Source organism: Saccharospirillum alexandrii (genome assembly GCF_004000275.1).
GTDB classification, from domain to species: Bacteria; Pseudomonadota; Gammaproteobacteria; order Pseudomonadales; family Natronospirillaceae; genus Saccharospirillum; species Saccharospirillum alexandrii.
In genome coordinates this window covers 81,931-104,935 of the sequence record NZ_RCIP01000002.1, presented here as the reverse complement: position 1 = coordinate 104,935, position 23,005 = coordinate 81,931, and the positions used below count along the sequence as shown (strand labels likewise).

Sequence of the window (23,005 nt, the reverse complement as noted above, 5' to 3'; positions counted from 1 at the left end):
GGTCTAGCAATTAGGAAATTGTTCTGAAGCTCTTTCGGGTGTTAACCTGAACCCACTTTACGGACGGAGACGCAACAATGACCTTTCTGGCGGCCATTCTGGCCTGGCTGGTGTCGCTGAGTTTGTCGGGAAACCGGATGCCGGGGCGGGGAATGCTGGCTCAGCCTTTGGATCAGGTGTTTTCTCGCCTCGGTGGCAGTGTCTGGGCGTACTGTCTGGTGATTGCTGTTCCGGTTGTGCTACTGGCGGCCATTCTGGGCTGGTTTGACCATTGGCTGGTGACGTTTTTGGTCGGGTTTGGCAGTCTGGTACTGGTGTTTGGTTCGGGTGATCAGGCTGATCAACTCAAGCTTTACAGGCAGCATCAAATTGACGGAGATACCGAGCGGGCCTATGAGCTGGCGGTTGAGACCTTTGATTTACCGGAAGGGCTGTATGAAGGCGGGCCGTCGCAGATGGACGACGCACTGAACCTTAGCCTGGCTTATCAGTTGCTTGAGCGATTCTTCGTGGCCCTCTTCTGGTTTGTTGCCTTTAGTGCTCCCGGGGTCTTGCTGGTGGTACTGGTCAGGTACGCTCGGTCTATCTTGCTGCAAATGCCTTTTGAATCCAGTTCGGCTGCCTCTCTGGCGGTTCAGGTTCATCATGCCATTAACTGGATTCCGGCTCGTCTGCTAACACTGTCACTGGCTCTGGTGGGTGACTTTTCACAGAGCTTTGCCATCTGGTTGCGGCGTATACGGGATTTTGAATTGGTTGACCGGGCGCTGTTAGAGACCTCCCTGAAGGTATCGCTTCCTGAAAACCCGAATGCCCAGCGGCCAGAAGATGTATTGTCGCTGGTTAAGCGCGCTCAGGTGCTGTGGATGGTAGTGATCGCTCTGGCGACCATTTTTGGTTAACCCTGTGTCGGTCGGTTAACTGTCAGCAGGTAGGCAAAACTGCCAATCAACCTCCTTCATTGTCATTTATTATCGCGGCCATAGCGCCGCCGGGGTTGATTTGGCGGGTGAAACCACCATCCTTAGCGCAGTTTGAATGTATCGTATCAACCCTTCGTTTTTAGTGGATAAACAGTCTATGAGCACTCAGCACCACGAATTGATCATCCTGGGCTCTGGCCCGGCAGGATACACAGCGGCCGTTTATGCAGCACGGGCCAATCTTAAGCCAGTGCTTATCACCGGTATGCAGATGGGCGGTCAGCTGACCACCACCACCGAAGTTGAAAACTGGCCCGGTGGCCATGCGGAGTTGCAAGGCCCGCAGTTGATGGAAGAGATGAAGGCCCACGCCGAGCGGTTCAACACTGAGATCATCTTCGATCACATTCACACCACCGATCTGGCCAAGCCGCCATTTACACTGGTGGGTGACCAGGGTACCTATACCTGTGATGCGCTGATCATCAGCACCGGCGCCAGCGCCCGCTACCTGGGACTGGAAAGCGAAGAAGCGTTCAAAGGCAAGGGCGTATCAGCCTGTGCGACCTGCGATGGCTTTTTCTATCGCAACAAGGAAGTTAGTGTGATCGGTGGGGGTAATACCGCCGTTGAAGAAGCGTTGTATCTATCGAACATCGCCAGCAAGGTGCACGTGATTCACCGTCGCGACAGCTTCCGCTCCGAGAAGATTCTGGCCGACCGGTTGATGGACAAGGTGCAGGAAGGCAAGGTAGTGCTGCACTGGAACCGCACGCTGGATGAGGTTCTGGGCGACGAGATGGGTGTGACCGGTATTCGTATCAAGAGCACTCAGAACGAAGAAACTGAAGAACTGAAGCTGGATGGCGTGTTTGTGGCGATTGGCCATACGCCAAATACCCAGATTTTTGAAGGTCAGCTGGATATGGCCGGTGGGTACATCAAGGTGAAATCAGGTCTTGAAGGCAATGCGACTGCTACCAGTGTGCCGGGCGTGTTTGCTTCTGGCGATGTGATGGACCATGTGTATCGTCAGGCGATTACCTCAGCTGGTACCGGCTGTATGGCGGCGTTGGATGCTGAGAAATATCTCGATAATTTGAAGCATGCAGGCTAAGACGAATACCTAAAGGTTTGCTCGTTTGAGCAAACCTTTAAAAGCTCAGGTTCCGGAGTTTAAATCCGGTATCTAGCCATTGGTCCGTGTCGGGGTACCGCGTGTACCTATTCGGGGTCGGCGTAAACCCGTCCATGGGGCCTAGACTGAAGCATCCATGCTTCAGACTTCCCCGAATAGGTACGGTACACCCGGCACCTGACACTCGTTTTTGCGTCCTAAGATGCATCAACTGATCATGCGCCTTACTTGGGCAAGTTAACGTTCACTTCCAGTATTGAGTAATTCCCTTCTTCATTAATATCGACCTGGAGCTGTTCCGGGCCGATGTCGACGTATTTCCGGATAACATCCATGATGTCGCGCTGTAGGGCGGGCAGGTAGTCGGGCGCGTTTCGCTGGTGGCGTTCGTGGGCGACGATGACCTTTAACCGCTCTTTGGCTACATGCGCTGACTTGGGCGTTTTGCTGTTGTCTCTGAACAAGTCAAAAATTGACATCTCAGCCTCCAAAGACGCGTTTCAGGAAGCCTTTACGCTGGGCTTCCAGGAACCGGTGCGGTTTTTCTTCGCCAAGGAACCGGGCCACGGTGTCCAGATAAGCCTGGCCGGCGTCGCTTTTTTCATCCAGAACCACTGGCATGCCTTTGTTCGAGGCATTCAGGACGGCCTGGCTTTCGGGGATGATGCCGAGCAGTGGGATGGCCAGAATCTCTTCGATATCGGGTACATCGAGCATATCGCCCCGGGCGACCCGTTCGGGGTCGAAGCGGGTGATCAGCAGGTGTTCGCGAACGGGTGGCTGATTGTTCTCGGCCCGGAAGCTCTTGCTTTGCAGTATGCCCAGAATGCGGTCTGAATCCCGCACTGAAGAGACTTCGGGGTTGGTGACGACGATGGCTTCATCGGCGTAGTACAGCGCCATTTGTGCGCCTTGCTCGATACCGGCCGGGGAGTCACAGACAATGTAGTCAAATTGCTCGGCCAGGTCGTCCAGTACCTTTTTTACGCCCTCTTTGGTCAGGGCGTCTTTATCGCGGGTCTGGGAGGCGGGCAATATATAGAGGTTATCGCAACGCTTGTCTTTGATCAGGGCCTGGTTGAGGCTGGCTTCCTGCTGAATGACGTTGACGAAATCGAACACAACGCGGCGTTCGCAGTTCATGATGATGTCCAGGTTGCGTAGGCCGATGTCAAAGTCGATAACAACGGTTTTGTGGCCACGCAGCGCCAGGCCCATACTGATGGCAGCACTGGAGGTGGTTTTACCAACGCCGCCCTTGCCGGAGGTGATGACAACGATCTTTGCCAAGATGACGCTTCCTTTTGACGTTAACGTTTACAATTAAGAGTTGGCTAAAACAGCATTGGACGGATTATCCGCTTTTTTACCGACACCGGCCAATCTATCTCAGTGATACAGTTCTGAATTTGACTGTCTGCCAGTGTCGCAGAGGCTTGTTGTCGCGTGCAAGTGAGGTTGAATTAACTTTTGTGGCGTGAGCTCGCTTGGAGTGGTGGGTATGCCTGTCCGGGGCCGGCGTAAACCCGTCCTTGGGGCCTAGGCTTCGGCATCCATGCCTCAGACTTCCCCGGACAGGCATACCCACCACCTCGCACTTTGTTTGGCGCCACCTTGCTTAATTAAAACTGCTCAATCACCAACTGCTCGTTTTCCAATCTGACCCGAGTCGGTCGGCTTGACTCCGCATTCAAATCATCCCGAACCTGATAATTACCAGCGATCGCCAACAAGTCGGCATCAAGGTTCTGGCAGACAATTTCAGCCAACGTATCGCCTTGCACGCCAGCCATCGCACGACCGCGCAGCGCGCCGTAAACGTGAATACTGCCATCGGCGATGACTTCGGCACCGGAACTGACCTGGTTCATGATCAGTAGGTGAGCGCCACGGGCATATATTTGCTGGCCTGAGCGAACAGGCTGGCGAATAACCTGGGTTTCCAGTCCTGTAGCGGCCGCTTCGGCTTTGCTTGCCCGGGTTGCCCGGTCTTTATCGTCAACCCAGGCCAGGTTGAATCGTTCGCACCAGGGGGTAAGGGCGTCTTTTGGGCCAGCCAGGGCGAACACGACCAGGCGCTGTTCGCGGGCGAAATCCAACATCTGTTGCAGGGTACTATCAGTCAGTTCGGCGAGCACGGCGCCCACATCGAGGGCTACCGGTGCCCGGTTGAAGAGGGCAGGTGCCTGTTCCAGCTTTTCAGTCAGTCTTTGCGCAAAGCCTGATGGGTCAAGGTCGTCGATGATCAGGCGTTGAATGGGCAACATGCGTGCGCGCACAGTCATGGGCTTGGTGTCGGTCATTTAGTGCGAATCCTGCAGCGTTGATTGAGCTTGGTGGTGATCCAGATAGGTCTGCAAGGCTTGCTCCCGGTCGAGTTGCTGTTGTTGGCTGATGTGAAGGGTTGGCTCGGCGACGCGGCTGGCGCAATCGGTCAGCGGGCAGCGCTCGCAGGTTTCGTGAACGTCCATCTGTGGGACGGTCGGGTCTTCACCGAAGGCTACGGTGTCATTGAATCGCTCGTCCATCAAGAACCCAAGCGCCATACCGGTGTTGCTGTTTTGCCCTAGCGATAACGGGCGCACAACGGCGATGTTGAAAAAGGTCTGGTTTTGGGCAATGAAATGGCTGCGTTGGGCGGAAACAGCCAGTTTCGGGTCTTCTCCGGCTGCCTGGCGTTCGCCCACTTCGTTGAGCAGGCCGATGGCGACCCAGCGCCGACAGTGGTGTTCGCTCGGGCCGATGCCGCGGGGTGTGAAGACGGTGGTAGTGTTCAGTTCCTTGGCAATGTGGAACCTGTCGACGCCGGCTTTGTTGTGCAGGCGCATGTAGTGCATTTTGTGCAGGCCGAGGTGGTGGGGCATCAGTTGTGACATGCGATATACGAACATTTCGGGGGTTGCATCGTATTGGTCCATCATCCGGCTGAGTGCATCGCCATCAAAGGTTTTGTTGGCCAGCCAGGCTTTCAGGTCGGTCAGCAGTGCCATTTCGGGAATCAGCAAGGCGCCGGCAAAGTAGGATGCTCTGAAGTTGTTATGCACCTGTTCAAAGGACTCTACCTTGATCCAGGAGGACGTCAGCGCCCGCTCCTCCAGGTCGAGAAAGCGGTAGCCAATCTCCTTGGCGAGCACGAACTTTTGCTGTTGCGGCATTAACCGGGAATTGACCACCAGTTTGCCGGGTGAGACGCAGAGCGAGCGCAGGGTTTGCAGTTCAGGTGTGGCGGAAAAATCGTCGTAAATCACCCGGCACTGGTACTGTTCCAGCAGCAGCGACTCCAGCCAGGCAAGGCTGATCAGCGGCTCGGCTGACGCGAATTGCGTTCGAAAAGCCTCAGCCTGGCCTTCGATTTCTTCAAAGTAGTTCAGATGCATCTTCTGATAAGAGCGCAGCGATGCCAGCAGGAAATGCTCGACCTGCATGTCGTAGCCCCGGCCAATTTCGAGCAGTGTACGAACGAAGGCGCCTGCCTTGCTGGGCGAATCGGTCACCAGATCGAACACATCCGAGAGGCCAATGCCAAACTGTTTCAGCGGGAAGTCGTTGAACAAGGGAGAGTTCAGCAGGGCGGAAACCGGGTTCAGCTCGTCATCCAGCTGCAGCGATACCAGTTCGTCAAAGGAAACCCCCAGCCCCTGGGCCAGTTGAATGATCTTTTCCGGTTTGGGGTACTTTTTGCCCTTCTCGATTTCACTCAGATAGGAAATGGACAGTGAGGTTCGCTCGCCCAGTTGTTTGAGCGATAACCCGGCCGCCTGGCGGTGTTGTTTGACTTTGATGCCGAGAATGAATCTCAGGCTCTCACTGTTGATTTGCATAACCCTTCCAAGTTCGCGATGAGCGAAATAGCTTGCGCATTCTAAAGAGGTGGCCGGTGCAAAACAATGCGGGTTCATGGGAGTTGCCCGGTGATGCCTGATGAGCCGCCCCCTGAGCGGGCCGTACAGATCGTCAATTACCCGCCGTCTTTCAAGTGGCCCAGTCCCGGAGTAGTGAGGGGAGGTAGGAATTTGTTGGCTGAGTGTTGGAAAAATTGACAGATCGGCTGTTTTTATAGGGGTAGTTTGATAGACTTCACAGTCTGCAGTTCCGGTGCTCAAGACGAGTGCTGGCTTGCCACTGGTCACCGAAGGATAAACGGCGTCCAGTTCAGGCGTTTTCGCAGATTTCCATCATTCATTCACTAAGGAAAGGCGAATGGACAAACTGAATCGATCCCGTCGTTTACACTCGTTATTGCAACTCTTGCCGGAACGCCCGGAACCCGAAACTGGCCTCTACTTTGGTGAGCACGTTATTCGTGTTGAAGGGCAACTGTGCCTGGTGGTGACACTGAAGGGGCAGGTGGGTATCCGCGCGACTGATCCCGAACTCGAAACCCAGCTGCAGCAAGCCTGTGGCGATCAACATTGGATTGCCCATGGACGGGTGTATGAGCAATGGTATTTGCTGCCAGAGCCGGTATTTCAGAATACCGACCAGATCGCACCCTGGGTTCGCCAGGCCGCCGACGGCGCAGCCCGGTTGGCTGAAGGCCAGCAGCAGCCAGCCAAGGCTGGCCGGCTGTGCTGACTAGTGGTCCATGGGTGAAGTTCTGTTACTAAGGAGCGACGCCGGTCAGTTCAGAGCGAGGCGGAAAGGGGCAGTAATAGCACCGCTATTTCAAGGTTTGACAACGAAGCTTTGGGCTCACTGGCAAAGTGAACAGTGATATCACTTTGCGCATGGACCACTAGCGTGTAAACGCCCAGTAAAACGCCGTGCCGACAGGGCTCAGTGCGATCAGGAATAAAACCAGAATCAGCGGTGACCAGCGAATCACTGAGGTGTCGCTGGCCGCGGGTTTGTGGTGAGTGGTGAGATCGTTCATACAGCCTCCTTACGCTGGGGTGATGCTGGTCAGTATGCGCTGCATTGCGTCAAGTGCCCTGATGCAGGTCAATTTACCGTTCATATTGGTCTACATTGATCAGTGAGCGGCGATGCACGGCTCCTGGTTTTTGAGTCGGCGCATTGCGATGAAGCGACTTGAAACGGCCGGGAGGGGTTATGGCGTATTGGTGCACGCTTTGGGTGTTGCGTTGGTGGGGGTTCTGGCGTTTACCGCAAACCGCGGCCTCGGATCGCGTTGCAACGGCAAAACATGGTCGTAAAGTGGTTTGGGTACGATGGATGTGGTCAGTAGGGCTGTTGGTTGTGCTGGCCGTTCCGGTGCCTGCATTCGCCGTCGTCTGGGTGCTGATGCTGACGTTTTTGTCTTTTGTGTTGCTCGATGAAACGGCCTGATCAGCGCTTGCCTTGCAAAATGGCTAATCTGGTTCTGGCGCCCGCCTCGTATCGGTGAATGAGTATGCGAATAAACAGCTGCTCTTACGGCAAGGCCAATCACTCTCTGACAGGTTGATCATGACTCAATTCGAACCGGACAGCTCTGCAGCACGCTACCCCCTGTTTCCCATGGGAGCCTTGCTGCTCCCGGACTCATCACTGCCATTGCAGATCTTTGAACCCCGGTACCTGATGATGGTCTCGAGCAGCACCCGGGATAACCGGCCGTTCGTGATTATGGTGTCGGAGCCCGGCAAAGACCGCAGTGGGCAGGGATGCCTGGCGCGCATCGTTGATTTTAATCAGCAGACGAATGGTTTGCTGGGCATCACCATTGTTGGTGAGCAGAGGGTCAGAGTGAGTGCCGCCGCCAAAGATGTAACGGGACTGTGGTGGGGCGACTGTAAGGCCAGTGAGGAACCGCTGGCCGATCCGGAGCGTGAGATGCGAGCGGCCTTGCGCTACCAGCCATTGTTGGACGCGTTGCTGGAGCACCCTTATCTGGCGGAACAGGTAGGCCTCCAGCTCGATTCAGCCCGAGGCAGCGTCCACCAGTTAATGGTGTGGTTACCTCTTGAATTGGAGTTGAAGCACAGGTTGCTTGCTGAAGACAGCTTTCTGGAGCGATGCGCCATGCTGGAATCGGCCTTGGCGGAACTGTCCGGGTCGCCCGATTCGCCCGGTGACCGTGATGCCTGATTGAGGTCGGCTAATTGAGGCGGTAGGTTATTGATGCAAGCGGCCAGGCTATAATTAGGTAGGCCGTCACGACCATCAGAACAAGTAACCAGAGCGCGAGGCTGTTGCCTAGGTCAGCTCTGGTTTGCCCCACCAGCCTGTGGGCGGCCTGAGCCAGTGCGGCAGCGAACAAACCCAAGCACACACCGGCCACAACGTCCGATAGCCAATGTACACCCAGCCAAACCCGGCTCAATGCTATAACCAGCATCCCAACACCCGCTGGCAAATAAAGCGGCCAGCGACTCATGGCAGGTCGCCGCTGGTTGGCAAAGCCTGTTAATAGCCCGAGGAAAAGCGCAGCACCTGCGGCATGGCCTGAGGGAAAGGCTTCCGTAGCCAGAGGCGTCGCCATCCAGTCAGGTCGATCGACACCGAACGCTGTTTTTAACAGCGAAACACCGCAAAGCATGGCCGCAGCGCTGATCAACACCACGGCACTGAGCCGGAATTGCCCGCTCAGACAAAGCCAGATAATGATCATTATCCCGGTTGTTACCAGAATCGCCGGGTCTCCCAAAAGGGTCAGGCCAATCGCAACGCCATCGAATGCGGTGGCACGCCAGGCGCCCACCTGGCCTGCTAGCAGGAGATCCAGATCCCAGGGGCGGGTGAACGCTGTAACGATGAGTCCCGCGGCGGTGACGGTGACCAGCAGCAGTGCCGCAAACGGAAAGCGATCGGGTAACCGTTTGAGGGCCGGCACCCACCGGGCCATTCTGGGGTGTTCGGGATGGAGGTGATGATAGATGGCCAGTAGCGCAATCAGAATCGCCAGGCCTGACACCAGCAACAGCATGAGCGTTCGAACCGCCAAACTCTGCGTCGCCAGAAAAAAGCTGGCCTCGCCCGCCAGGTACCCCGGCAGCATGTAGGCGGGTGCCCAGAACAAAACGGTGATCAGGTTGACGCTGACAAACACCCGGGCGGGCATCGATAGGCTACCGGCAATCAGCGGCACGACCGGGCGGATCGGGCCGACAAAGCGACCAATAACCACACTAAGCCACCCCCAGCGTTTGAAAAACCAGATGCCGTGCGACAGCCAGTCGGCGTGGCGTTTGAACCAGGGGTGCTCGTAGAGCCGATGCCTGAGCCGGTAGCCCAGATAGAAACTGCCCAAATCTCCCGCCGTCGCTCCCAGCGCGGCCGCTGCGAGAACCCAGATTGCCGGAATGTTAAGGTTGCTCGCCACGGCAGCAAGGCTGAACAGGGCGACCACGCCGGGTACAAAGACGCCGATGAGCGCAAAGGATTCAACAAAAGCGGTCAGGGCAATGGCGATCAAGACACCTTCAGGGTGAGACTGTATCCAGGCAATCATCTTGGCGGTTGGGTTACTCAGTTATCGAACTTGGGTTCAGGCCGGATGGTAAATCTTTGTCAGGCGGATAAACAGCCGGTATCCCTCATAGTCGCAGCGGCTTCAAGTCGCTATAATCGCGACATTGCATCAATAACGAGCTGTGTGGCAAGGCATGACAACCGTTCAAGACTACATGACAACACTGGGCCGACAAGCCCGGCAGGCGTCGAAGGCACTGGCGAAAGCCAATACGGGCATGAAAAACCAGGCATTGCTGGCCATGGCCCAGGTTATCGACGACCAGCGTGAGACCCTGAAACAAGCCAACCAGCGCGATCTGGCGGCCGGTCGTGCCAAGGGGCTTGAACCGGCGATGCTGGATCGACTGGAACTGACCGACGCTCGCATCGACACCATGATCGAAGGCTTGCATCAGGTTGCCGGCCTGGCCGATCCGGTCGGTGGCATCACCGATCTCGAGTTTCGCCCGAGTGGCATTCAGGTCGGCAAAATGCGTGTCCCCCTCGGTGTGATTGGCATTATTTACGAATCCCGCCCCAATGTGACGGTTGAAGCGGCGAGCCTGTGCATCAAATCCGGCAATGCCGTTATTTTGCGCGGTGGCAGTGAATCCATCGAATCGAACCAGGCACTTGCAGCCTGCATTCATGCTGGTCTCGACCAGGCGCAACTGCCGGGCACCGTGGTACAAGTGGTCGAAACCACCGACCGTGAGGCCGTGGGCGCACTCATTACCATGCCCGACTATGTAGACGTTATTGTGCCGCGCGGTGGCAAGGCGCTGATCGAACGCATCAGTCAGGACGCCCGGGTCCCGGTCATCAAACACCTCGATGGCATTTGCCATGTGTACATCGATGACGACGCCGACGTCGCCAAGGCCATTCCCATCGCCATCAATGCCAAGACGCACCGTTACGGCGTCTGTAACGCGATGGAAACCCTGCTGGTCGCGCAATCCCGTGCTGCAGAGATGCTGCCGGAACTGGCCCGGGCCTTTGCCGACAAAGGCGTCGAATTACGGGGTTGCGACCGCACCGCCGAGCTGATCGACTGTGTGCCGGCTACTGAAGCAGACTGGACCACCGAATACCTTGCGCCCGTATTGGCCATTCGCGTAGTCGCGGGCCTGGATGAAGCCATCGATCACATCAACACCTACAGCAGTCAGCACACCGACAGCATCGTGACCGAGAACTACACTCGGGGGCGCCGTTTCCTGACGGAAGTTGACTCGGCTTCAGTGATGATCAATGCCTCTACGCGCTTTGCCGATGGCTTCGAATATGGCCTGGGTGCCGAGATTGGTATCTCGACCGACAAAATTCACGCTCGCGGCCCGGTCGGTTTGATCGGGCTGACATCTCAGAAGTATGTGGTGCTCGGAGACGGCCAGATTCGTGAGTGATTCGCAACGGCCACTGATGGCCCTGTTCGGCGGAACCTTTGATCCGTTCCACGACGGCCATGCGCAGTTGTGCGATCTGGTGCTATCTCATCAGGAAGTGTGCCAGCTTCGGGTCATACCCTGCCAGATACCAGCGTTGAAATCAGCGGCACAGGCAAGCCCCGAGCAGCGCCTGGCCATGCTGGAACGATGGGTCGCTTCGCGCACTGACGGCGAACGCTTGCAGGTCGATGATCGCGAGTTGCGACGCCCGGGCCCGAGTTACACGCTCGATACCATTCGGGATCTGCACCGGGAGTACCCGGAATACCAGACGGTATTCGTGCTGGGAGCCGATGCGTTTGCGGGTATGGACCAGTGGCAGGGCATTGACGAGTTAATTCGGGAAACGCACTTTTGGGTGTTTGGCCGGGGTTCACAGCCGATCGATCCACCCGACTTGCCATTAACCCGGGTTCAATCTCTGGCAGATCTCGGCCAACAACCTTCAGGGCTCTGGATTGCCGGTCCCTCGTCAGAGCGTGACTGGGCCTCCCGGGATTTGCGCGATAACACACAACATTGGCAATACGCGATTCCCAGGCCCATTCAGGACTATATTCAACAGGAGGGACTGTATCTGGATGTCGATGAATAAAACGATGCCCGGATTTAACGTTTTCAATTTTTAGAATATGGCGGTTATTGCCGTATTCGGCCACTCGCGTTGTGCGGCCTGGTTTCTTTTCTTCAGTGATAGTAAGAGAAACCAGCGATCCGTGTCAGTTGCCGTGTAGGCCTTTCCGGGGAAGTCCGCAGCATGGATTCTGCGGTCTAGGCCCCATGGATGGGTCCACGCCGACCCCGGAAAGGCCTACCCGGTGACTGACACCGACGAAGCCTCGATTGCAGCTAAAGCGCGGGTAAACTTAAACAGGTGGACAAGGTACGAATGACCGATACAACTGATCGAAACGCACAACCTGAAGGGTTGACCGAGGCGGTTATCCGCGCTCTGGAAGACATTAAGGCGCAAGACATTCAAGTGATTGATGTGCACGAGAAAACCGCACTGATGGATACGCTGGTGGTCGCTTCCGGCACCTCGAAGCGCCATGTCAGTGCCGTTGTCAGCAGTGTTGCAGAAGACCTCAAAAAACAGGGCTTTGTGGTACGTGCCCAGGAAGGCAGCAGTGATTCCGACTGGGTCCTGATTGACCTGACTGACCTGGTGTTGCATGTCATGATTCCTGAGACGCGGGCCTATTATGACATAGAGCGGCTTTGGTCTGGTGCGGGTCCGATGGGGGCTGAGTCAGAAGCAGAGCCTGACTGACAGGCATGAAAATCCGAATTTTGGCCATTGGCCCGAAAATGCCAGCCTGGGTTGACACTGCCGTTGCCGAGTACCAAAAACGAATGCCCCGGGAACTGCCGGTAGACTTCGTTCCGCTGGCGCTCGGGCAGCGCGGTAGAAATGCCTCGACAGACAAGGCCATCGCACAGGAAGGGGATGCCATGCTGGCGGCCATCAAGCCGGAAGAACAGGTCGTTGCCCTGGACCTTTCCGGCAAAGCCTGGTCAACCGAACAACTGGCCGAACAGTTGACGCAATGGCGACTCGAGGCGCGTGATCTTACGTTGTTAATTGGCGGACCGGACGGTTTGGACCCCCGTTGTCTGGCGCGTTCGACTCAGCGCTGGTGTTTGTCGAACCTGACGTTGCCGCACCCGCTTGTGCGAGTATTGTTGGCCGAACAACTGTATCGAGCCTGGACCGTTACCCAAAATCACCCCTACCATAAATGACGACCCGGGCTGCAATGAGCCGTCCGGGCCGGCAACGCATTCGCAGACGACCTGGCAGCCGGTGCCGGGGTAGAGTACTGATGGCATGTTGAACAGCTCACTCGACAATCGCGAAAAAGAACGGCGTCTATTCCTGAGTCGGATGACCGCTTCGTTTATCTTTATTGCCCTATTGATACTGGTTCTGGTGGGACGCCTGTTCTATTTGCAAGTGGTGCAACATGAACGCCATGAAGCCCGGTCTCAAACGAACCGGTTGGAAGTCTTGCCAATTCCACCCATTCGCGGGCTAATCTACGACCGTTACGGTGAATTGCTCGCGCGTAATGAACCCAGTCATACCCTGACCGTCGTGGTAGAGCGAAGTGGGGACCTGGACGCGCTGGTCCAGGACCTGGGTGCCCTGGTAGACCTGTCAGAAGACCAGGTGTCGCGTTTTTTTGACCGTGTTCGTGGCTATCGTCGGCCCTTTGAACCCATTCCTCTCAAAGTTCGGCTGACGGAAGAAGAAGTTGCTCGCGTATCGGCCAACCGTATCTTTCTGGAGGGCGTGCAGATAGATGCCGAGCTGATTCGTCAATATCCCTTTGGCGAGGAATTTGCCCATGCGCTCGGATTTGTTGGCCGTATCAATCAGGAAGAGCTGCGCGATCTCGACGTCGGTGCCTATGCTGGCACTCGCTTTATCGGCAAGGAGGGGGTTGAGCGGCAGTATGAAGATGCTCTGCTCGGTGAGCCTGGGTTTCAACGTGTAGAAACCAATGCACGGGGTCGGATTATTCGGGTGATCGAGAAACAGGCACCCAAGCCCGGCTCTAACCTGCATTTGTATCTCGACCAGGAGCTGCAAAAAATGGCGTACGACCTGCTGGGCGAGCAGCGGGGCTCGATAGTCGCTATTGAACCGGAAACGGGTGGAATTCTGGCCATGGTCAGCAACCCGGGCTTCGACCCCAATTTGTACGTCAGCGGTTTCCCAACAGAGATCTACAACGCCTTGAGGGACTCCCCGGATAACCCCTTTCTGAATCGGGCCATTCGCGGTCAGTACCCGGCTGCATCCACGATAAAGCCCTTTTTGGGGCTGGCCGGAGTTGATCAGGGCTTTGTTACCTGGGACTACACCATCAACGACCGGGGCTATTACCAGTTACCGACCGATGATCGGATCTACAACGACTGGAAGCGCGGCGGGCATGGTCGTGTAAATCTGCGCAAAGCCGTCGCTGAATCCTGCGATACCTATTTTTATCAGTTGGCCTACGACATGAAACTCGAAGCCATTCATGACATTTACGACCAGTTTGGTTTTGGCAAGAATACCACAGCTGATGTCTACAATCCTTTTACCGGGATCAACCCCAGCCGGGAGTGGAAGCAAAACCGGCACGGGTTTTCCTGGTATGCCGGTGACACCATCAACTTGAGTATTGGGCAGGGTTACATGCTGGCGACGCCAATGCAGTTGGCCATTGCCACCTCGGTGCTGGCCAACCGGGGGCGCTGGGTCACCCCCAGGTTGCTGATGCACAGCAACGACGAAAGTTTGCTCGACAGCATTCCCGAGCCTCCCCCCGATGTGCACCTGAATAATGATGCCAACTGGGACAGAATGCATGCCGCTATGCAAGATGTGGTGCAAGGAGCACGAGGTACAGCGCGCGCCTCAGGTCTGGGGGCGACCTACGAATACGCTGGAAAATCCGGCACAGCGCAGGTCATTCGAATAGAGCGTGACGAGAACGGCGACCCGATAGGCGATGTACCTGAACAGTTTCGAGACCACGCCTGGTTTATGGGATTTGCTCCGCTCGAAAACCCTCAAATCGCCGTCGCCGTTCTGGTAGAAAACGGCGGCAGTGGCAGTGGCGTTGCAGGGCCTATGATGCGTTCGCTGTTTGATTTCTATCTGACACGCGAGCCCGAGCAATGAATTTCACTGAATACGTTCGCCAGTTACCTCAGGGCAGTATGGACCGCCGGCAAAGTATCTGGACCCGATTGCATTTGGACCCCTACCTGTTCGCTGCCTTGCTGGCGGTTGCCCTGAGCGGCATGGTCGTACTGTACAGCGCGACCAGTGGTGACATGGGGGCGGTGTATCGGCAGGCCATTCGGTTTGGCATTGGTTTTATGGCGATGATCATCGTCGCCCAGTTCGACCCGCGCTGGTTTCAGCAGTGGGGAGGTACTGTTTACCTGGTTGGTGTTCTGTTGTTGGTGGCGGTTATTGTCAGTGGCGCTCAGGCCATGGGTGCTCAGCGCTGGTTGCAGATTCCAGGCTTGTTTCGGTTTCAGCCCTCTGAGCTGATGAAACTGGCGGTGCCGGTGATGTTGTCCTGGTACATTTCGCGCTACGGACTGCCGCCCCGTTATCGCGATTTACTGGTGTCGGCGGTACTGTTGTTCGTACCGGTTGCCTTAATTATTCAGCAGCCGGATTTGGGAACGTCACTGCTGATCGCATCGTCCGGTTTGTTCGTTATTTTTTTGGCGGGCCTGAGCTGGAAGTTGATTGTTGGCTTTTCCACCATCGCCATTGCCATGATCCCGGTGCTGTGGATCTGGGTTATGCGTGACTATCAGCGTCAGCGAGTACTGACGTTATTCGACCCTAATGTGGACCCGCTCGGGGCGGGCTGGAACATTATTCAATCGATGACCGCCATCGGCTCGGGAGGATTAAGTGGCAAAGGCTATATGCTGGGCACGCAGTCACAGCTCGATTTTCTGCCGGAAAGCCATACCGATTTCATCATTGCGGTATTGGGGGAAGAGTTTGGGTTTGTTGGTGCCACGATTTTGATCTCTCTGTATGCCGTTATTATTCTGCGCGGAATGCTGATTGCGATACGTGGTCGCGATAATTTTTGCAGGCTTCTGGCCGGCAGTTTGACCCTGACGTTTTTCATTTACGTTTTTGTAAATGTTGGCATGGTCAGCGGAATACTGCCTGTGGTCGGTGTACCCTTGCCTCTGGTCAGTTATGGCGGAACCTCCATCGTGACACTGCTCACTGGCTTTGGAATGTTAATGTCCATCAGCACCCATCAGCGAAACTAGGAGGCCGGGTGTAATGTGGTCGGTGTCTCCCCGATCGACATCGCGGTGACGGGGAGATCAAGGGTATGCCTATTCCGCCTTCCTGCTTGCTTTTTTCAATTCGCAGATCATCAGTTTCGATTCAGAATCCGGACAGGAGTATCAACAGTCATGCAACGATTTTGGGGCGCACTTCTCGCTATTAGCCTGGTGACGGTCACCGCGGCTCGGGCCGAGCAGCTGACCGAGTTTCCCCGCACGTCCGCCATCATCGACGTCCTGGTGAGCGAGCACGAATTTGAAGCCTCCCAGGTTGAGGCCTGGTTTGCCGAAGGTGAATACATTGCGCGCAATGTCGAATCTCTGGCCAAGCCCGCCGAGACAACCCGAACCTACGCCGAATACCGCCCCCTCTTTGTTTCGGACGAAACGGTCGAAAACGGCAAGCGGTTTATGGAGGATCAGGCCGAATGGTTGTCGCTGGCCGAAGAACGAACCGGTGTTTCCGCTGAAGTGATTGCCGCGATCATGGGCGTTGAAACCCGGTATGGTAATTTTCTGGGCGTGCATCGTACTTTCGACGCACTGGCCACGCTGGCTGTCACAGAAGGGCGACGCGCCGATTATTTTCAGCGAGAGCTGATCAATTTTTTGCTGATCAGTCGCGATCAGTCGTTTGATCCGCTGTCGGTCAAAGGTTCTTATGCGGGTGCCATGGGGTACCCCCAGTTTATGCCGAGCAGCTACCTCGCCTATGCCGATGATCTGGATGGCGATGGTAATATCGATATCTGGAACGATCCGGTGGATGCCATCGGGTCCATTGCCCGTTATCTCAGTGAGCATGGCTGGCAACGCGACGAACCCATTGCGACCCGGGCCCACGTCAGTGGTGAGTACCGGCAAGTTGAACTGAACAGCTTTGACCGCGACCGAACACTGGCAGACGTCGTTGCTCTGGGGTGGGATCCACTGATTACGGCACCAGACGACGCCCAGGTGCATCCCATTCGGCTGGATGGTGACGAAGGTGCGGAATTTTGGTTGGGTTATCGGAATTTTTGGGTAATATCCCGGTACAACCGGTCGGTTGCCTATAGCATGGCAATCTTTCAATTGTCAGAAGCCCTGCGGTTGTCTCAATAGCCAGTGAAGCAGAGCTTATCAGGGGCGAAGTCCGGATCTGAACACAATAGTGACCGGTAAGAGGATGGTCGATGGTGAGTATGAATGACCGGTCTATCCGGGCGAGCGGCATAACCGTCTTGACGGCACTGATCATGGCAGGGTGTGCCGGGCAGTATGTGTCCCATGAAACCGGCAGCAGCCCAGTCAGTAATGCCGGGCGGTATTCGATGGATCAGGATCGGGGGCCCGACCAGACACTGACGGCCGATGAGGTCAGTGAGGTCACTCCCCGGGTTGAACCACGCAGTCGCCAGGGCAATGCCAGCCCCTACACCGTGAATGGGCGCCAATATCAGGTGTTGGCCAGTGCTGACCAGTATTCCGAGGAAGGGCTGGCGTCCTGGTATGGGGCCAAGTTTCACGGCCATACCACCTCCAATGGCGAAGTGTTCGACATGTACCAGATCAGCGCAGCGCACAAGAGCCTGCCGTTGCCGACCTGGGTGAGGGTTACCAATCTCGATAATGGCTTGAGTATCGTGGCACGCGTTAATGATCGTGGGCCTTTTCACCCCGGGCGCGTTATCGATATGTCCTATGCGGCGGCGGTTAAACTCGACTTTGTGCACAAAGGCACTGCCCGGGTACGGGTGGAGGCGTTGGCCGGTCAGGAACTCGACCAGCCTGTTTATTACGTTCAGCTTGGGGCCTTTAGTCAGCGCCAGTCAGCGCAAAATCTCAGGGACCAGATTGCGCGGCAAATCGATGACGATGTGACTATCAGCGAAGGCGAGTTCTATCGGGTACGCATCGGGCCCGTTCAGTATGATCGCGCGGAAGCGCTGCAGCGAGCCCTGACCACCCCTGAACTGGGGAGGCCGCTGTTGGTCGTGCCTAACTAGCCCCGGTACTTTGCCGGGGGGCAGGGCGACTGACTATACGTTTCATATACGTAGCGCGCTTCGCCCTGTAGATGAAATTTTGCCATGGGTTGATACAATGCCCCGGGCTCGGCCGCATCAAGTCTGACTGTCTGGCCGTCTACCGTTGAACAACGTTGGCGTGATACCGGGTAATCGAGTATGACGCCGCTCATAAAAAAAGGTTATCTCAGTGTTGAAGCATCGTTTTAAGCGTTGGACGTCTTTGTGTGTTGCCGGACTGGCCCTGTTTTCGGGCGCTGCCCTGTCCGAAACGATCATTCCCTCTCCCCCCCAGCTGGCCGCCACTTCTTATATTCTGATGGATGCGACGACTGGTCACATTCTGGTCTCTCACAATGCTGACGAGCGCCTGCCACCGGCCAGTCTGACCAAGCTGATGACCAGCTACATTGCCGAGCGGGAGATTATTGAAGGCCGTATCGCTCTGGATGACGAATCTCTGATCAGTGTCAATGCCTGGCAAACCGGCGGTTCACGCATGTTCATTCAGGAAGGCCGGTTTGTCAGCATTGAAGACTTGTTGCGCGGCATCATCATTCAGTCGGGCAATGATGCTTCCGTTGCCATGGCGGAGCATGTAGCCGGCAGCGAAACCATGTTTGCCCAGATGATGAATTCATACGCCGATCGACTGGGCATGGAGAATTCCAAGTTTCAGAATGCGACCGGTCTGCCAGCGGACGAGCATTATTCGTCAGCAGCCGACATGGCCATCCTGAGTCGTCATATCATTGAAGATAATGCAGAGTTCTATCCCCTCTATGCTGAACGCAGCTTCACTTTCAATGGAATTTCACAAGCCAATCGCAACTCTCTGCTCGGGCGCAACCCTGCGGTTGACGGGTTGAAGACCGGTCACACTGAGGAAGCGGGCTACTGTCTGGTTGCGTCTGCCATTGAAGACGGCATGCGTCTGATCAGTGTGGTCATGGGGACGGCCTCTGAGGAGGCCCGGGTTCAGGAGACGCAGAAACTGCTTACTTACGGGTTTCGCTATTTTCAGACAGCGCAACTTCATGACGGTGGTGAAGAACTCTACTCGGGTCGGGTCTGGGGTGGACGGGCCGACAACGTCCGGTTGGGCCTGGAAGAAGACCTGATGCTGACGATTGCCCGTGGCGATGAATCCAGCATGAACACGGTGTTGAACATTGATCCTGTGCTAAAAGCCCCCATAGAAGCCGGACAACGTTTGGGTGAGCTGGTTGTGACGCACGGCGATGAAGAAGTGGCCCGTCGCCCCTTACTGGCGCTTGAAGCGGTTGAACCGGCAGGGTTCTTTGCCCGTATCTGGGATTATATCCTGCTGTTTTTCTTTAATTTGTTTAATGGGAGCTGACGGGTGACCCGGCAAGACCCCCCTAAAATCACCTTTCCCTGCGATGACTATGTGATCAAGGTCGTTGGGGATGTGCACGAAGGGTTCAAGCCTTTCGTGCACAGCGTGCTGGTGCGCTACGATGACCGCCTGACAGTGTCGGCCTTTTCGGTTAGTACCAGTCGGAACGGCCGTTTTGAGAGTTTGACCGTGCGTATGCGCATTGAACGCGAAGACCATCTGACCGAGCTGTTTGAGGCGCTGAAAGCCGACGAACGGGTGCGCATGGTGCTTTGATGACGGCCGCTGAAACCGGGGCAGGGCTTGCTGCGAAACCTCGCACCGTCATTGTCCGTGACCTGGGGCGTGTTCCCTATCAGCAGACCTGGGAAGCCATGCAGGCCTTTACCCTGAATCGTGATGACGAGGCGCTGGACGAAATATGGCTGCTGGAGCACGATCCAGTGTTTACCCAGGGGCAGGCTGGCAAGGCAGAGCATTTGCTCAGCCCGGGTGATATTCCGGTGGTTTCCGCTGACCGGGGAGGTCAGGTCACCTACCATGGTCCGGGCCAGTTAGTTGCCTATGTGCTGCTGGACATCCGCCGCCTGAAATCGGATGTGCGCAAGCTGGTATCGGCACTCGAAGCCAGTGTGGTCGGCGTGCTAGGCCAATATGGCGTTGAAGCAGCGCCGCGGGCAGATGCCCCGGGAGTCTATATTGGCGCTGACAAAGTGTGCTCTCTGGGTTTGCGCATTAAGCGCGGGTGCAGTTATCACGGTCTGGCCTTGAACATTGATATGAATCTGGAACCCTTTGCCCGTATCAACCCCTGTGGGTATCAGGGTTTGAAAATGACGCAGATGGCCGACTGGGTCGAAACGGCGGATATCGACACCATCAAACAGCAATGGCTGACCGAGTTTTGTACAGGGTATAATTTGCGGCCAGTGAATCCGAATGCAGGTGCAGCGCTTCAGGCCGAGAGCGCCTGAAAGCTCTGGTACAGCCCGTGTACCGGGCGACCAACCTTCCCTACAGTTAAGAGGCAGTGCGAACCGATGAGCGACACCAATCGAATTCCCGTAGTTCAGGTGAGCAGCGGCACCAAGTTCGTTAATGAAAAGGGTGTCAGGGCCATTAAAAACGGGGTCAAACAGCACGCCAATGCTCGCCGCTCCACCGATAAGAAGCCGGAATGGTTGCGCATCAAGCTGTCCAGTGGCCCCAAGTACGACAGTGTCAAAACTATCGTTCACGAACACCGTCTGAGCACTGTTTGTGAAGAAGCCATGTGCCCGAACATTGGCGAGTGCTGGAGTGCAGGAACGGCAACCATCATGCTGATGGGAGATGTCTGCACTCGTGCGTGCAAGTTCTGTGCGGTAGATACGGGTAACCCGAGGGGCTGGCTGGATGTTGAAGAGCCCGACAACACGGCCCGGTCAGTCGCACTGATGGGGCTCAAATACGTGGTGCTAACCTCCGTGAACCGCGATGACATCGATGACGGTGGTGCGGGTCACTATGCCGCGACGGTCCGTCGGGTCAAGGAAGTGAACCCGGAAACTGCGGTCGAAGCACTGACCCCTGATTTTCAAGGAAAGCATGCTGATGTGGAGGCCGTGGTCGATTCCGGCATTGAAGTCTTTGCCCAGAACGTTGAGACCGTTAAGCGGCTGACACACCCGGTGCGTGACCCGCGAGCCACCTACGAGCAAACGCTGGATGTCCTGGCCCACGCCAAACGCTACAAGCCAGATGTACTGACCAAAACCAGCCTGATGCTGGGGTTGGGTGAGACGGATGAAGAAATCCTGGAAACGATGGACGACCTGAGAGCGATCGGCGTAGACATTTTGACGCTGGGCCAGTATCTGCAGCCGTCCATCAATCATCTGCCGGTAGAGCGTTATGTAACACCGGATGAATTCAATCGGTATCGTGATATCGGGCTTGAAAAGGGTTTTCTGGAGGTGGTATCCGGTGCTTTTGTCCGCTCCAGTTACCGCGCCGAACAGGTGCTGCAAAAGAATAATGTGGGCCTGGGGCGTTAATTCTTGCGGTTTGTCGCCCAGACCTTTCCGGCTTCCCTATAAATGTGACCATATTTTGTCGAAATTTGGTCACATTTATGACTGTTTCAATGAATTAGTGTGGGGCAGAATGCAAGGGCGCTGAAGGGATTTCTGGCGCTGCTACAGGGAAGTGGCAAAGGTGTTGTCAGCATGCACGCTGTGCTGGCATGCCGGTCAAGGAGAATGTTCCCGTCCCCTGACTCGCCTCTCACGAGGCGAGTACTTTATCGCACACAGAGGTTTAGGCAGCGCGATAGATTTGGTCCATCAACTGGCCGTTCAGAGTGTGTAGCTGGTCGCCCAGTGTCGTGCTCAGAGACTGATAGGCGTCGGTCTGACAGACCGATGGATAGTAGTCTGGGTGGGTGATGAAGAGTTTGAAGTCATCCGGTCGTTGTCTCCAGAACTGCCGGTAGGCGTCGCCCTTGTCGAACCCCTGGTTCAACTGGCGCAGCAGGTCCGGCGCAATGGCTTCCCAGAGCCCAGCGACAATTTCCTGCTTGTTGCGAAAGTAGTAATAGATAGAAGGGGCTGCACAGCCCGTTTCCGCGGCTATTTTGCGCAGCGACAACTTACTGATGCCTTGTTCGGACAGCACCTTTCTAGCTGATTCCAGTATGTTCTCTTTTTTAATCATGGCGTCAGTCATCCAAGTAAACAGCGTTTTAAAATCTAGCAGTGGTTCAGGTTCTACGCTATGCCACGCTTCGTGTCATTTTGTAATCTGCCCCCAGAGTGATGTCGGAAATGGTCAGGGATTGTCACATTCACCCTGTCGAAGTACCGCCGATATCCCCTAATGCCGGAACTCTGTGCGAATTCTTCTGACGCCTTCTGGCGGTCATTTGTGATTGCGCGCTATAATCAGCGGCTTGTAACCATCGCACGCCACCAGCCGGGTGTTATCGGTGGTCTGTGCCTGAGCTCTAAGAGGATTGACTGTATGGCTACCATCCTGGTCATCGATGACTCACCGAGTCAAGTGACGTTGTTCAAGAAAATATTGGAAAAGCACGGCCACACACCGGTGATTGCCGAGGATGGCGCAACCGGGGTAGCGGAAGCCAAGAGTATCTTGCCGGACTTGATTCTCATGGACGTGGTGATGCCAGAGTTGAATGGCTTTCAGGCCACCCGCAAGCTGACCAATGATCCGCAGACCGCGCATATACCGGTCATCATTGTGACCACCAAGGATCAGCCGACCGATAAGGTCTGGGGCGAGCGCCAGGGCGCCAAAGGTTTCCTGGTCAAGCCAGTTGATGAAGGCGAACTGATCGCACTGATCAACCAACTCCTGCCCTGAGGCTGGTTACTGGGCCGCATGAACGTTACTCACAATGCGGTTCAGTTTCTGCCAGCTCTGAGATTCCTGATAATGCTCCGTCCGGACGCTGTGAGTCTGGATGCGAGCCAGCAAGGAATCTTCGCTGGTCGGTTCTGCAGGCTCTGAGAGCTGCATCAGTCGACCGGCATCCTGAAGCGTAATCAGATTGTATTGCAGCAGGTGTCCGGTCAACCGGCCAAGGTTGGCCGGTTCAGTAGCCTGACTTGACGCAATATCCGGCGCCTGAGCGGCAACCCATTCAAGCACGGCGACGGCATCGCTGACGTATACGGCATCGTCTCCGGCTTCCTGCAATGATGCATCGCTGGTTTTGTTGGTTTTATCGACCGTGCCGGTGCCGGTATCGGCGCGATGGAACTGTTGATGTGCCTGGTAATGTTCGAGACCGCTGATGTTCAGGCTCATGGTAAGGCATTGCCGCAGTTGATGAGATTACTGACTATCAGCAAGGTTCGTGCCTGAATCCGCTCACTGCTGCGGATGTTGAGCAGGAA

Annotated in this window: 26 protein-coding genes; 18 read left to right on the top strand and 8 right to left on the bottom strand. The window is 55.8% G+C overall.

Features of this window, described 5'->3' with window-relative positions; translation table 11 throughout:
• Nucleotides 1–77: 77 nt before the first annotated feature.
• Both ampE and trxB read left to right on the top strand, forming a co-directional pair.
• Entirely contained in the window at nt 78–902 is an 825-nt protein-coding gene (ampE, locus tag EP166_RS08335; RefSeq protein WP_127556377.1) for a regulatory signaling modulator protein AmpE, read from the top strand.
• Nucleotides 903–1,080: 178 nt separating this feature from the next.
• Nucleotides 1,081–2,040 (top strand): thioredoxin-disulfide reductase, encoded by a 960-nt coding sequence (gene trxB, locus EP166_RS08330; protein WP_127556376.1) that lies wholly within the window; start codon nt 1,081–1,083, stop codon nt 2,038–2,040.
• Between the two features lie 245 nt (nt 2,041–2,285).
• Here the strand turns inward: trxB and minE are convergent, their stop codons facing one another.
• The 4 genes from minE to EP166_RS08310 form a co-directional block, all read right to left on the bottom strand.
• Nucleotides 2,286–2,540, bottom strand: a complete 255-nt coding sequence (minE, locus tag EP166_RS08325; RefSeq protein WP_127556375.1) for a cell division topological specificity factor MinE — start codon at nt 2,538–2,540, stop codon at nt 2,286–2,288.
• 1 nt (nt 2,541) lies between these two features.
• Complete coding sequence (gene minD / locus EP166_RS08320) at nt 2,542–3,351, bottom strand: septum site-determining protein MinD (RefSeq protein ID WP_127556374.1); 810 nt, start codon at nt 3,349–3,351, stop codon at nt 2,542–2,544.
• A 332-nt stretch (nt 3,352–3,683) separates the two neighbouring features.
• On the bottom strand, nt 3,684–4,364 hold the full coding sequence (minC, locus tag EP166_RS08315) for a septum site-determining protein MinC (RefSeq protein ID WP_127556373.1): 681 nt from the start codon (nt 4,362–4,364) through the stop codon (nt 3,684–3,686).
• Nucleotides 4,365–5,882 (bottom strand): XRE family transcriptional regulator, encoded by a 1,518-nt coding sequence (locus tag EP166_RS08310; RefSeq protein WP_164743870.1) that lies wholly within the window; start codon nt 5,880–5,882, stop codon nt 4,365–4,367.
• Nucleotides 5,883–6,261: 379 nt separating this feature from the next.
• Here EP166_RS08310 and EP166_RS08305 point away from each other — a divergent pair, with 379 nt between their 5' ends.
• The gene (locus tag EP166_RS08305; protein WP_127556371.1) at nt 6,262–6,636 is read left to right on the top strand and encodes a hypothetical protein; all 375 of its coding nucleotides are present in this window, start codon (nt 6,262–6,264) and stop codon (nt 6,634–6,636) included.
• A 160-nt stretch (nt 6,637–6,796) separates the two neighbouring features.
• On the opposite strand, the gene EP166_RS21125 is transcribed toward EP166_RS08305, so the two are convergent.
• Nucleotides 6,797–6,934 carry a hypothetical protein gene (locus EP166_RS21125; RefSeq protein ID WP_164743869.1) on the bottom strand — a complete coding sequence of 46 codons (138 nt, stop codon included), beginning with the start codon at nt 6,932–6,934 and terminating at the stop codon, nt 6,797–6,799.
• Between the two features lie 179 nt (nt 6,935–7,113).
• Here EP166_RS21125 and EP166_RS08300 point away from each other — a divergent pair, with 179 nt between their 5' ends.
• Nucleotides 7,114–7,350: a hypothetical protein gene (locus EP166_RS08300; protein WP_127556370.1), complete on the top strand. Its 237-nt coding sequence runs from the start codon at nt 7,114–7,116 to the stop codon at nt 7,348–7,350.
• Between the two features lie 120 nt (nt 7,351–7,470).
• Nucleotides 7,471–8,091 carry an LON peptidase substrate-binding domain-containing protein gene (locus EP166_RS08295; RefSeq protein WP_127556369.1) on the top strand — a complete coding sequence of 207 codons (621 nt, stop codon included), beginning with the start codon at nt 7,471–7,473 and terminating at the stop codon, nt 8,089–8,091.
• Nucleotides 8,092–8,101: 10 nt separating this feature from the next.
• Here EP166_RS08295 and EP166_RS08290 read toward each other — a convergent pair whose 3' ends face one another.
• Nucleotides 8,102–9,454, bottom strand: coding sequence for a bifunctional DedA family/phosphatase PAP2 family protein (locus EP166_RS08290; protein WP_127556368.1), 1,353 nt, complete (start codon nt 9,452–9,454; stop codon nt 8,102–8,104).
• Between the two features lie 154 nt (nt 9,455–9,608).
• Here EP166_RS08290 and EP166_RS08285 point away from each other — a divergent pair, with 154 nt between their 5' ends.
• The 12 genes from EP166_RS08285 (at nt 9,609) to lipA (ending at nt 21,142) form a co-directional block, all read left to right on the top strand.
• The gene (locus EP166_RS08285) at nt 9,609–10,865 is read left to right on the top strand and encodes a glutamate-5-semialdehyde dehydrogenase (RefSeq protein ID WP_246026251.1); all 1,257 of its coding nucleotides are present in this window, start codon (nt 9,609–9,611) and stop codon (nt 10,863–10,865) included.
• Nucleotides 10,858–11,502, top strand: a complete 645-nt coding sequence (nadD, locus tag EP166_RS08280; protein ID WP_164743868.1) for a nicotinate (nicotinamide) nucleotide adenylyltransferase — start codon at nt 10,858–10,860, stop codon at nt 11,500–11,502. Before EP166_RS08285 ends, nadD begins: the two co-directional genes overlap by 8 nt.
• 294 nt (nt 11,503–11,796) lie before the next feature.
• On the top strand, nt 11,797–12,180 hold the full coding sequence (gene rsfS / locus EP166_RS08275) for a ribosome silencing factor (protein WP_127556366.1): 384 nt from the start codon (nt 11,797–11,799) through the stop codon (nt 12,178–12,180).
• Nucleotides 12,181–12,185: 5 nt separating this feature from the next.
• On the top strand, nt 12,186–12,653 hold the full coding sequence (gene rlmH, locus EP166_RS08270) for a 23S rRNA (pseudouridine(1915)-N(3))-methyltransferase RlmH (RefSeq protein ID WP_127556365.1): 468 nt from the start codon (nt 12,186–12,188) through the stop codon (nt 12,651–12,653).
• Between the two features lie 85 nt (nt 12,654–12,738).
• Nucleotides 12,739–14,586, top strand: a complete 1,848-nt coding sequence (mrdA, locus tag EP166_RS08265; RefSeq protein WP_127556364.1) for a penicillin-binding protein 2 — start codon at nt 12,739–12,741, stop codon at nt 14,584–14,586.
• Nucleotides 14,583–15,716: a rod shape-determining protein RodA gene (gene rodA / locus EP166_RS08260; RefSeq protein WP_127556363.1), complete on the top strand. Its 1,134-nt coding sequence runs from the start codon at nt 14,583–14,585 to the stop codon at nt 15,714–15,716. The genes mrdA and rodA overlap by 4 nt, the downstream gene beginning before the upstream one ends.
• A gap of 150 nt (nt 15,717–15,866) precedes the next feature.
• Complete coding sequence (gene mltB, locus EP166_RS08255) at nt 15,867–16,841, top strand: lytic murein transglycosylase B (protein ID WP_127556362.1); 975 nt, start codon at nt 15,867–15,869, stop codon at nt 16,839–16,841.
• 71 nt (nt 16,842–16,912) lie between these two features.
• Nucleotides 16,913–17,725 carry a septal ring lytic transglycosylase RlpA family protein gene (locus tag EP166_RS21615; protein WP_127556361.1) on the top strand — a complete coding sequence of 271 codons (813 nt, stop codon included), beginning with the start codon at nt 16,913–16,915 and terminating at the stop codon, nt 17,723–17,725.
• A 205-nt stretch (nt 17,726–17,930) separates the two neighbouring features.
• Nucleotides 17,931–19,106 carry a D-alanyl-D-alanine carboxypeptidase family protein gene (locus EP166_RS08245; RefSeq protein WP_425470039.1) on the top strand — a complete coding sequence of 392 codons (1,176 nt, stop codon included), beginning with the start codon at nt 17,931–17,933 and terminating at the stop codon, nt 19,104–19,106.
• Nucleotides 19,107–19,109: 3 nt separating this feature from the next.
• Nucleotides 19,110–19,382 (top strand): HP0495 family protein, encoded by a 273-nt coding sequence (locus tag EP166_RS08240; RefSeq protein ID WP_127556360.1) that lies wholly within the window; start codon nt 19,110–19,112, stop codon nt 19,380–19,382.
• On the top strand, nt 19,382–20,080 hold the full coding sequence (gene lipB, locus EP166_RS08235) for a lipoyl(octanoyl) transferase LipB (RefSeq protein ID WP_127556359.1): 699 nt from the start codon (nt 19,382–19,384) through the stop codon (nt 20,078–20,080). The genes EP166_RS08240 and lipB overlap by 1 nt, the downstream gene beginning before the upstream one ends.
• A 66-nt stretch (nt 20,081–20,146) precedes the next feature.
• Nucleotides 20,147–21,142, top strand: coding sequence for a lipoyl synthase (gene lipA / locus EP166_RS08230; protein WP_127556358.1), 996 nt, complete (start codon nt 20,147–20,149; stop codon nt 21,140–21,142).
• Nucleotides 21,143–21,404: 262 nt separating this feature from the next.
• On the opposite strand, the gene EP166_RS08225 is transcribed toward lipA, so the two are convergent.
• Nucleotides 21,405–21,800 carry a TetR/AcrR family transcriptional regulator gene (locus EP166_RS08225; RefSeq protein ID WP_164743867.1) on the bottom strand — a complete coding sequence of 132 codons (396 nt, stop codon included), beginning with the start codon at nt 21,798–21,800 and terminating at the stop codon, nt 21,405–21,407.
• Between the two features lie 306 nt (nt 21,801–22,106).
• On the opposite strand from EP166_RS08225, the gene EP166_RS08220 reads away from it, so the two are divergent.
• Nucleotides 22,107–22,469 carry a response regulator gene (locus EP166_RS08220; RefSeq protein ID WP_127556356.1) on the top strand — a complete coding sequence of 121 codons (363 nt, stop codon included), beginning with the start codon at nt 22,107–22,109 and terminating at the stop codon, nt 22,467–22,469.
• A gap of 6 nt (nt 22,470–22,475) precedes the next feature.
• Here EP166_RS08220 and EP166_RS08215 read toward each other — a convergent pair whose 3' ends face one another.
• Nucleotides 22,476–22,916, bottom strand: coding sequence for a hypothetical protein (locus tag EP166_RS08215; protein WP_127556355.1), 441 nt, complete (start codon nt 22,914–22,916; stop codon nt 22,476–22,478).
• Nucleotides 22,917–23,005 lie beyond the last annotated feature (89 nt).